The organism is Streptomyces sp. NPDC018964, assembly GCF_044390325.1.
GTDB lineage: Bacteria > Actinomycetota > Actinomycetes > Streptomycetales > Streptomycetaceae > Streptomyces.
Map to the genome: position 1 here is coordinate 53,037 of NZ_JBIRYZ010000001.1, position 9,929 is coordinate 62,965.

Below are 9,929 nucleotides of genomic sequence, written 5' to 3' on the forward strand. Positions count from 1 at the left end.
ACCGGGGTGCGGCGGGGACGGCCCCGCCCCCGCCGCACCCTCCTCACCGGTCGTCCGGTTCGCGCAGGGCGGCGGCGAGTCCGGCCACCGTGGGCTGCCGGAGGAAGCGCCGGGGGGTCACCCGCCCCCGTCCCTCCCGCGCGAGCGAGGCGAGCATCCGCACCGCGAGCAGCGAGTCGCCGCCGAGCGCGAAGAAGTCGGCGGTGCGCTCGTCGACCGGGCGGTCCAGCAGCTCGTGCCAGTGCGCCGCGACGGCCCGCTCCGTGTCGTCCCGGGGCGGCCCCGGCTCCGCTCCGCCGGACGCCGCCGCGGGTACGGACAGACGCCGGCCGGACGCCTGCCGGCGCGGCTCCGCCTGCTCACCGTCGACCGCGTCGGGCAGTTCCACCACGGCGGCCCAGGCGTCCGGTTCGACCAGCGCCTCCACGGTGGTCATGAGGTCGGCGAACATCCGGTCGACGTCGGCTCCCGCGAACAGCTCCTCGACCAGCGAGAAGACGACCACCAGTTCCCCGCGCAGCTCGAACAGCCGCACCTCCAGCGCCACCTGGGGCGTCCGCAGCTGCTGGTGGTGGCTCAGCAGGTCGATGGCCCCGAGGGGCCCCGCTTCCCGGGGGACCTCGCTGCCCAGTGCCGCGTCCACGCCGAGGGTGGACTGGAAGACGACGGGTGCCACCGGGCGGTGGGTGCCCCGGCGGCGGCCCAGTTCGCGGGAGACCTCCACGCCGGTGATCAGGTTGTGGGCGAGCGCGTCGCCGATGTCCTGCTGCGCCCGGCCGGCGAGGTCGGCGAAGACGGGGGCCTCCGGCAGGTCGACGGGCAGGAGCATGGTGGAGGAGAAGGCTCCCACCAGGCGCGACACGTCGGGGTGGAGCGGGAGGCGGTTCAGCTGGAGGGTGTTGAGCAGGAAGCGGCGGTGGCCGCAGGCCCGGGCGACGGCGGCGGCGAAGGCGGCGAACATCGCCGCGGACGGGGTCACCCCGTGCTCGGTGCACAGGCGGCGCAGCTCCGACCAGCGCTCCGGGTCGAGCACCGCCTGCCGGGTTCCCATCAGGGTGGGGCGCACCTCGGCGGGGTCGGCCACCAGCGGCAGGGCCGGAGGCAGCGGGAAGCCGTCGAGACGGTCCCACCACCAGTCGCGGTCCTGCTGCCACGCCTCGGTGCCGGGCAGGTCCCGCAGGGTCGTGACGTAGTCGCCGTAGTCGATGTCCAGGGGCGCGAGGACGGCGTTGTAGTCGGAGACCAGGGCGAACAGGTCGCGGTAGAAGACGCCGGAGGACCAGCCGTCGACGATCAGCAGGCTGGTCGAGGAGTGCAGCCGGGCGCGGTCCCCGGGCATCAGCGTCAGCCGCATGTCCAGGCCGCAGCCCTTCGACGGGTCGGGGCCCTCGGTGCTCATCTCGTGGCGGATCTCCGCGAGCCGGGCTGCGGCCGTCTCCTCGTCGGTGTCGCGCAGGTCGGTGACCCGCAGCCGCGGGACCGCCTCCGGGTCGTCCAGGGGCAGGACGTGCTGCCGGCCGTCGGGCAGGATGCGCGCCCGCAGGACGGCCTGGTGCTCGGCCAGGCGCTCCAGGGCGTCCTGCAGCGCCTCGGGGGCCTCGTCGGCGTCGATGTCCTCCAGTCCGATGTCGACGTAGTGGTGGGCGGAGCGGTACGACAGCTCCCAGGCGTCCTGCTGGCCCACGAAGTAGCCCTGCTGGAGCGGCAGGAGCGGGAACGGGGCGTCCGGGTCCTCACGCCGGCGCAGGTCGAGCGGCAGCGGACGCGGCGCGCCGGTGCCGGTGCTGCGTTCGTGGACGAGGGCCGCGAGCTGCGCGGCGCTCTGCTCGACCCGGACGTCCGCCAGCGCCAGCGGCGTGCCCAGCCGTTTGCGGAGCATCGCGGCCATGCGGACGGCCAGGACGGAGTCGCCGCCCAGGCTCAGGAAGCTGGCGTCCGCCGGTACGGCGGCCGGGTCGGTCTCCAGGGCGTCGGCCCACACGGCGCGCACGGCGTCGACCAGGTCGGCCGGTGCGGTGGTCTCGGGGGCGGGGGCTGAGGTCAACAGGGGGCTCCAGTCGGGTCGGTGGGGCGGATGATGTCGTCCACGGGGTGAATCCGCGGGAGGGGGAGGGCGGGGGGCAGCCGGTCGGCGAGCGCGGCGCGGACGCGGCCGGGGTCGGGGCGGGTGCCGCGGGTTCTGACGCGTCCCGCGATGACGCGCTGGCCCGCCGCCGTGGCGAGGGGGTGGGTCTCGTGCGGCAGGACGGGCAGCGGGTCGAAGCCCGAGGCGTCCAGGTGCCTCGTCCACTCCTCGGCCGTGAGGAAGACGCGGTCCTGACCGGCTCGCAGGTCCGTGAACCAGTCCCGTTCACCGGGAGCCGGCGACATCAGCAGGTACATGGAGGTGAGCGCCTGGTAGTGCTCCCGGCACGACTCGACCAGGACCAGCAGCCCGCCGGGGACCAGCAGTTCCCGCAGGGCCGCCAGAGCGCGTCCGGCGTGCCGTGCGTTGTGCAGGACGTTCGCCGCCAGGACGACGTCCTGGGATTCCGGCTCCAGGCCCTGCGCGAGCGGGTCGGTCTGGATGTCGAACAGGGCGTGCCGCAGTCCGGGACGGTCGCCGAAGACGTCCCGGGCCGCCCGCAGGAAGAACGGGGAGACGTCCGTGAAAAGGTAGTCGACGGGGGTGTCCACGAGCGCCTCCAGGACGGTGCCGGTGGTGCCGCCCACCCCGGCGCCCGCCTCGAGGACGCGCAGGGGAGCCGGTGCCGTACGGCGGCGGGCCTCGTCCGCGATCAGGGACGCGGCGGCGTGGTTGGCCCAGCGGCTGGGAACGCTGTCGCGGTAGTTGCCCTGCGCGGTGTCCGTCTCCCCGTCGGGGAAGAGCACCTCCTGCAGGGACGTGCGGTCCTGGAGCAGCAGCGGAAGCCGTTCGGCCGCGGCCCGGAAGAACCGGGTCATGGAGGCCGGGTAGCCCAGGCCCGTACAGGCGCCGTCCAGTTCGCGCAGCGCCCGGGCGTGGTCGCGGCGGTCCGGCGCCACGAGGGAGTGGTGGCGGCCCGTCGCCGGGTCCAGGCGGAGCCGGCCCTCCGCGGTCAGGGTGCGCAGCCAGCGCCGTACGATCCACGCGTGCCGGGGTGCGACCCCCAGGGCCCCGAGGACCTCTTCGGTGGCGGGCCGGCCGGCGCCGCGGAACAGCCGGGTCCGGTCGAGTACCCGGGCGATCGTCAGCAGCGCCGTCTCGTCGAGCTGCCGCATCAGCGCCGGCAGGGCTGCCGGATCGGCGTCGCGTACGGCGGCGTCACCGGCGTCCGCGGCCCGGCTCGCGGCGCGGGCGTCGTCGTGGCCCGCACCGGCCGGCACCCGTGTGTCCTGGGGCGGGCCGGCCACCAGCAGGGCGTCCCGCGCGCCGCCGCGCACCAGCTGCCAGTCCGTCACGCCCGGGAGCCCGGTGAGGACCTCGTCGGTGAGGGCGCCGTTCACGCGTGACCGCCGTCCACCACGGTGATCGCCGGCGGGGTCGTGCCCGGCTCGGCCCGGCGCAGGTGGTCGCGCAGCACCTCGGGCAGGCGGCGCCGCACGAACAGGGGGAACGGCTCGTGGGCGGCCGGACCGGAGGACGACAGCGCTTCCGCGGCGGCGGGGGCACAGTCCGCGGGCGCCGCCACGGCCAGCATGCGCGGGTCGGCGGCATCGAGCAGTACGGCGGCGTCCGCTCCCGCCAGGGCCTCGCGCAGGACGTACGGGGTCACCGCCCCGGGGACGTCGTGGAGCAGGGCGTTGGGGATTCCGTGGACGACGACGGGACCTCCGTCGAGCGCGCCGCGCAGTGTCTCCCGGACGTCGCTCCCCCGGTGTCCCTCCCAGGGCGTGCGGCGCACCCGCCGGGTGTCCGGGCCGCCGACGCGCAGCACGAGGTCGTAGCGGTAGCGGGTGAGTTCGGTGTCCTCGGCCATGGTACGGGCGTGCACGCTCATCCGGACCGGCCGCGGCCGGTCCGCGATCGCGGCGGCGACGGCCGCGGGGGTGAAGGACAGTTCCTCGTCCGCCTCGGCGGCGGCCGCCGCCCTGGCGGCGATCGTCGTGTCGTCCGCCCCGGGGTCGCGCGCCCGTTCCAGCCGTCCGAAGTGGTCGAGCAGCAGGCCGGAGTGCCGGATGTCCCCGACGATCACGGTGCCGCCGTCCTCGACGGCGGACAGCGCCCCGTGCAGGACGGCCGTCAGGTAGGCCAGGTCGGGGAAGCACTGGGTGACCGAGTTGAGCAGCACGCAGTCGGGGAGGGCACCGGGGCCGAAGGCGGCGTCCATGGCGTCCCGCACCCGGGGGGTGGCCGTCTCGTGGGCGGCGGCCCGGACGAACGCGGTGCGGGGCAGGCCGGCGGCGGTGAGGCGGTCCACCGCGACCTGGGCGACGTCGGTGCCGACGTACCCGTCCAGGTGCGGGTGCAGGCGGTGGGCGAGCAGACCGGTGCCGCAGCCGAGTTCGAGGACCCTCCTCGGGCGCCGGGCCAGGACGAGGTCCACCGTGCGGTCCACCCAGTCCCGCATGTGGGCCTCGGGCAGCGGTGCTCCGGTGTCGGAGGCCCGCCAGCCGGACAGGTCGAGGTCGTCGGCGTGCCGTCCCTCGGCCGTCTCGTACGTCCACTCGTAGACCTCGGCCCACTGCTCGAGGTGCTCGCGCATCAGGGGTCCGGGTTCGGGAGCGGCGGTCACGGCGTCCGGGTGGGGGACGACGTGGACGCCGCCGTCGGGTGCGGGGCGGGCCCGGGCCACCCAGGGATGGGCGGCCAGCGACTCCGCGATCCGGCTGGTGTGTTCAGCCGTCGTGTGGTCGGACACCGTGGTGCTCCGTTCTGTCGTCGTGGGGGTGGTCGGAGGGCGTGGTCGGTCGCGGGGCCAGGCGGCGCCCGGTCAGGTGGAGGACGCGGTCGGCGCGGGCGGCCGTGGCGGCGTCGTGCGTCACGGTCAGGACGGCGGGCCCGTCCTCCCTCAGCCGGTCCAGCAGGTCGAGGACGAGTCGCGCCGATTCGGGATCCAGGCCCGCGGTGGGTTCGTCCAGCAGCAGCGCGTCGGGCCCGGCGGCGAGCGCCCGGGCGAGGACGACCCGGCGGCGCTGGCCGCCGGAGAGCGCCGCCGGTCTGCGGCCGGACAGCTCGGCGGGGAGTCCCACGGCTTCGAGGAGTTCCCGTACGCGTTCCCGCCCGGCCGCCGCGGTGGTTCCGTGGAACACCTTCAGCGGCCGGGCCACCGCACGGCCCGCGGTGTGCGCCGGGTTGAGTTCCGCCACCGTGTCCTGTCCGGCCAGCTGGACGGCGCGCAGCATCCACCGGTCGCGCGAGCGGGTCCCGGCGGGCAGCGGGCGTCCGTGCAGGAGCAGGTGTCCGCCGGCCGGTGGACGACGGCCCGCGAGTGCGTGCAGCAGGGTCGTCTTGCCGCTGCCCGACGGCCCGGTGACGGCCAGCCAGCCGCCCGCCGGCAGGTCCAGGTCGGTGGGGTCGAGCAACGGTGCGCCGTCCGGGGTACGCAGGGTCAGACCCCGCGCCGACAGCACGGCGGCCGGAGCCGGGGCGGGGTCCGCCGTGCGGGGCGGCACGAGGCCGGTGAGCGGACCGCGCGGCTCCTTCTCCGGGGAGCGCGGCACCCGTCCCCGTACGGTGCCGGCCACTCGTGCCGTGGCCCGTGCGCGGGCATCCGCGGAGGAGGCCGGGTCCGCCGTACGGGGCGGCACAGGGCCGGTGAGCGGACCGCGCGGCTCCTCTTCCGGGGAGCGCGGCACCCGTCCCCGTACGGTGCCGGCCACTCGTGCCGTGGCCCGTGCGCGGGCATCCGCGGAGGAGGCCGGGTCCGCCGTCGCGGCGAGCACCAGTGTCCGGTCGGCCAGTTCCGCGGCCAGCCGGACGTCGTGGGTGACCAGGACGGTGCACCGGCCGGGAACTCCCCGGCGGGACCGCACCGCTTCGGCCACCAGATCGGCCGTCGCGCGGTCCAGTGCCGAGGTCGGCTCGTCGAGGACGAGCAGTTCCGGATCCGCGCACAGGGCCCGGGCCAGGGCGACCCGCTGGGCCTGTCCGCCCGAGAGTTCCCCCGCCCGGCGGGAGGCGAGCCCGGACGGAAGGCCCAGGCGGTGCATCAGTGCCTCGACCCGTCGGCCGCGGGCGTCGGCGTCACCGGTGAACTCCTCGCCGACCAGCCGGTCCACGCGCCACAGCGGGTGGAGGGCCGCACCCGGGTCCTGCGCCAGCCAGCCGCACCGGGCACGCCTCCACCGCCTGGCCGCCCGGCCCGGCGGCACCGTCGTACCGCGCCAGCGCACGGTGCCCGCCGCACGGCGCAGTCCGTCCGGGAGGGCGTCGAGCAGGGCGCGCAGCAGTGTGGACTTGCCGGCGCCGGACGCCCCGGTGACGGCCAGTACCTGCCCCGGGCCGACGCGGAGGTCGACCGGCGGCAGGACCACGGCTCCGTCGGGGGCACGGCGGACGGTCAGTCCCTCGGCGGCCAGCAGCGGGGCGCCGACGGGGAACGGCTCACCGTGGGTGTGGATCGTCATGTCGTCTCCCCCGAAGGCCGGGCGGCCGTCCGGGCGGCCGCGGCGAACACCCAGGCGCAGCCCGCCAGGGGGACCGCGGGAGCCAGCAGCGCCCAGGGGTTGAGCGCGGCGCCGGGCAGGTTCTCGCTCAGCATCAGGGCCCAGTCGGGGTCCGGGGGCTGGGGTCCCAGGCCGAGTACGGCGAGGGCCGCGGCGATCTGCAGCGCCGTGACGAGCCGGAGACCGGCGTCGGCGGCCACCAGGCGGCGCAGGGCGGGCAGCACCTCGTGGAGCAGCACGGCGGGTGTGCGCTCGCCGCGCTCGACGGCGGCGTGCACGTGCCCGCTGCCGCGCAGCTGCGCGCACTGCGTGCCGACGACCCGTGCGGTGAGCGGGGCCCCCGCGAGCACGGCCGCCACGACGACCGCCGTGGCCCCCGGCAGGGCGGTGGCCAGCACCAGGGCCAGGACCAGGGCGGGGACGGCCAGCAGCAGGTCGCACAGGGCCCGTACGGTGCGGGAGACACGGCCTCCCGACCAGCCCGCGGCCAGTCCGAGGGCCGTGCCGCAGGCTACGGCGGCGACCGCGGCGGTCAGGGACACCGCCAGGAGCTGGGTGCCCCCGGCCAGGACCCGGGACAGCACGTCACGCCCCAGGACGTCGGTACCCAGCGGGTGCCGTCCGCCCGGCGGCGCCCAGGGAGCGGCGACCGTGCGCTCCGGTGGGTGCGGAGCGGCGTACCGGCCGAGCGGCACGCACACCAGCAGGGCGAGGGCCGCGGTCACGGACACCGGAGGACGGACGGCTCCGGGCAGGAGCGGCAGGGACCGGCCGGTCATACGGCCCTCCCCGCTCCCGGTCCCGACGGACCGGTGCCTCCCGCGTGGCCGGGCACCGTGGTGCGGCGGGCGGCCAGGTCGGCCAGGAGCATGCCCAGCAGCAGGACGACGGCCGGAAGGAGGGCCGCGGCCTGGATCACGGGAACGTCCCGCACCGCGACGGCGGACACCAGCAGCTGACCGGTTCCCGGATAACCGAACAGCGTCTCCACCAGGGCGGTGCCCGCCACGAGGCCGCCGGCCAGCAGGGCCGTCACCTGGAGCGCCGGCGCGGACAGGAAGGGCAGGACGTGCCGGTGCAGCACGAGCGGGGCGGGCAGGCCGCGCAGCCGTGCGTCGGCCACGTGCGGGCGGCGCAGGGTGTCGGCCAGCGCCCCGCGCAGCAGGGCGGTGGCGAACGCGGCCGAGGGCAGTGCCAGGGTGAGCGCGGGCAGCACCAGGAGCCGGGGGTCCGCCAGGGGGGAGCCACCGGGCGGCAGCAGGGACACGGGGGGCAGCCAGCCCAGCAGTCCCGCCAGGACCGCGCCGAGCACCGCCGCGTAGACCGGCTGCGGCACGGCGGCCAGTCCGGTGGCGGCCGAACCGCCCCGGCCGCCGCGCAGGTACGTCACGGTCAGGGCCGTCGCGGTGAGCAGCGCGGTGACCGCGAGCGCCACCGCGACCAGGACTGCGGTGGCGGGCAGCCGTTCGGCGAACAGCGTCGCCACCGGTCTGCCGCCCGCCAGCGAGCGTCCCAGGTCCCCCCGGGCCAGGCCGTACAGCCAGTCGAGGTAGCGCACCGCGGCCGGCCGGTCCAGCCCGAGGCGCTCCCGCTCCGCCGCGACGTCGTCCTCGGAGGCCCGGCCCGCCGTCCTCAGCTCCCCGGCGTCCCCGGGGAGCAGTTCGGTGGCCGCGAAGACCACGACCGTGGCGGCGACGGCCAGGGCGGCGGCCCGGCCGGCCGGGCGCAGGGCACGGCCGGCAGCGCGCGGCGTCACTCGGCCATCCACACCTGGTCGATGAACATGCGCTGGAACCCGGGCCCGTCGGGCAGTCCGCGCACCCCGGGCGCGGCGAGGTCCAGGCCGTCCCCGGTGCCCCAGACGACGTAGCCGCCGTCCTCCCACAGCTCGCGCTGGATGCCGGAGAGCAGCTCCTCGCGCCGCGCGTCGTCCGCGGTCGACATGGCGCGGGCGAAGCCGTCGTCGAAGGTCTCGCTGTGCCAGGCGGTCTCGTTGGTCGGGGAGTCGGAGAGCAGCCCGACCCGGACGAGGTCGGGGAAGGAGATGCCGCCGTAGTAGCCGGTGTAGAACGCCTTCTTGGCGTAGACGGCGGTCCAGTAGGTGTCCGCCGGCTCGACCTTCACCTCCGCGTCGACGCCGATGTCGGCGAGCTGCTGGGCGTAGAGGGTGGCGGCGGTGTCCATGCCGGGGTAGGAGGTGGTGGTGTGCAGGGTGACGGTCAGTCCGTCGGCGTGGCCGGCCTCGGCCAGCAGCTTCCTGGCCTTCGTCACGTCGCGGGTGCGCTGCGGCAGGTCCTTCGGGGCCGAGGGGTCGTAGGGGGTGGGGAGGTCGTTGGCGACCTTGCCGTAGCCGAGGAACACGGTGTCGACCAGGGCCTTGCGGTCGGCGGCGAGGCGGAACGCCTCGCGGACCCGGGGGTCGTCGAACGGCTCGGTGTCCAGGCGCATGACGAACGGGTACTCGGTGACCCCGTCGCGCCGGACGACCTGGGTCCTCGCCGAGGATCCGGCGCTCTTGACGGCGGCGGGGCTGACGCTGCCGGCGACGTCGGCCTGCCCGGAGGCGACGGCGTCGGCCCGTGCCTGCGGGTCGGCGACGGCCTGGATCTCGATCCGGTCCAGGTGCGGGCGCTCGCCCCACCACCTGTCGTTGCGGGTCAGGACGGTGGTCTGGGCGCCGGTCCGCTCCACCCGGTAGGGGCCCGAGCCGGTGACGGGGCGGGAGAAGTCCTTGGTTCCCTCGGGCACGACGAAGGTGACGGATTCCAGGGCCCGGGGCGCGTCGGCCATCGGGGCGCGGGTGACCAGGACGACGGTGTTCTCGTCGGGGGCGGTGGACTTCGTCATGTCGAAGTCGGCGAGCCGGCCGTAGTTCTCGGCGGCCTTTTCGCCGATGCGGCGCAGGGAGTACAGCACGTCGGCGGCGCGCACCGGTGTGCCGTCGGTGAAGCGGGCGTCCTCGCGCAGGGTGAGGGTCCAGCGGTCCATGGCGTCGTTGGGTTTCCACGACGTGGCGAGTCGCGGCCGGGTCTTCCCGTCCTCGCCGGGGACGGTCAGGACGTCGTAGGTGAGGGCGAAGCGCAGGACGTCGGACTCGTTGCCGAGGCCGCCGTGCGGGTCGTCACTGGCGGTGGCCGGGGAGCCGGCGACGGCGTACCGCAGGGTGCCGCCGTCGACGGGCGTGCCGGTGCGGGCGGGCGGGGTGTCGGCGGCGGGTGTGCCGGAGCAGGCGCTCAGCAGCAGGGTGCCGACCGCCGCGAGGGCGGTGAGGGCGGATCTGCGGGAGAGGGGGGTGGTACGGGGCGAGTGCTGGTGCATGGGTGCTTTCCGCGAGAGGTTCGGGTGTCGGGGCGGACGGCCGG

General features: G+C 76.4%; 7 protein-coding genes. All 7 read right to left on the reverse strand.

All coding sequences use genetic code 11. The annotated features are described in order from the left end of the window. Window positions 1-43: 43 nt before the first annotated feature. From ACH5AO_RS00265 to ACH5AO_RS00295, 7 genes are read right to left on the reverse strand one after another with little or no spacing between them, the layout of a single operon-like run. Entirely contained in the window at window positions 44-2,044 is a 2,001-nt protein-coding gene (locus ACH5AO_RS00265) for a condensation domain-containing protein (RefSeq protein WP_398920177.1), read from the reverse strand. Further along, window positions 2,041-3,465 carry a class I SAM-dependent methyltransferase gene (locus ACH5AO_RS00270; protein ID WP_398920179.1) on the reverse strand — a complete coding sequence of 475 codons (1,425 nt, stop codon included), beginning with the start codon at window positions 3,463-3,465 and terminating at the stop codon, window positions 2,041-2,043. The genes ACH5AO_RS00265 and ACH5AO_RS00270 overlap by 4 nt, the downstream gene beginning before the upstream one ends. Continuing rightward, window positions 3,462-4,820: a class I SAM-dependent methyltransferase gene (locus ACH5AO_RS00275; protein WP_398920181.1), complete on the reverse strand. Its 1,359-nt coding sequence runs from the start codon at window positions 4,818-4,820 to the stop codon at window positions 3,462-3,464. The genes ACH5AO_RS00270 and ACH5AO_RS00275 overlap by 4 nt, the downstream gene beginning before the upstream one ends. Beyond that, complete coding sequence (locus tag ACH5AO_RS00280) at window positions 4,798-6,528, reverse strand: ABC transporter ATP-binding protein (RefSeq protein ID WP_398920183.1); 1,731 nt, start codon at window positions 6,526-6,528, stop codon at window positions 4,798-4,800. The genes ACH5AO_RS00275 and ACH5AO_RS00280 overlap by 23 nt, the downstream gene beginning before the upstream one ends. Next, window positions 6,525-7,346, reverse strand: a complete 822-nt coding sequence (locus tag ACH5AO_RS00285) for an ABC transporter permease (protein ID WP_398920184.1) — start codon at window positions 7,344-7,346, stop codon at window positions 6,525-6,527. The genes ACH5AO_RS00280 and ACH5AO_RS00285 overlap by 4 nt, the downstream gene beginning before the upstream one ends. Continuing rightward, window positions 7,343-8,323 (reverse strand): ABC transporter permease, encoded by a 981-nt coding sequence (locus ACH5AO_RS00290; protein WP_398920186.1) that lies wholly within the window; start codon window positions 8,321-8,323, stop codon window positions 7,343-7,345. Before ACH5AO_RS00290 ends, ACH5AO_RS00285 begins: the two co-directional genes overlap by 4 nt. Then, window positions 8,320-9,885 carry an ABC transporter substrate-binding protein gene (locus tag ACH5AO_RS00295; protein WP_398920188.1) on the reverse strand — a complete coding sequence of 522 codons (1,566 nt, stop codon included), beginning with the start codon at window positions 9,883-9,885 and terminating at the stop codon, window positions 8,320-8,322. The genes ACH5AO_RS00290 and ACH5AO_RS00295 overlap by 4 nt, the downstream gene beginning before the upstream one ends. Window positions 9,886-9,929 lie beyond the last annotated feature (44 nt).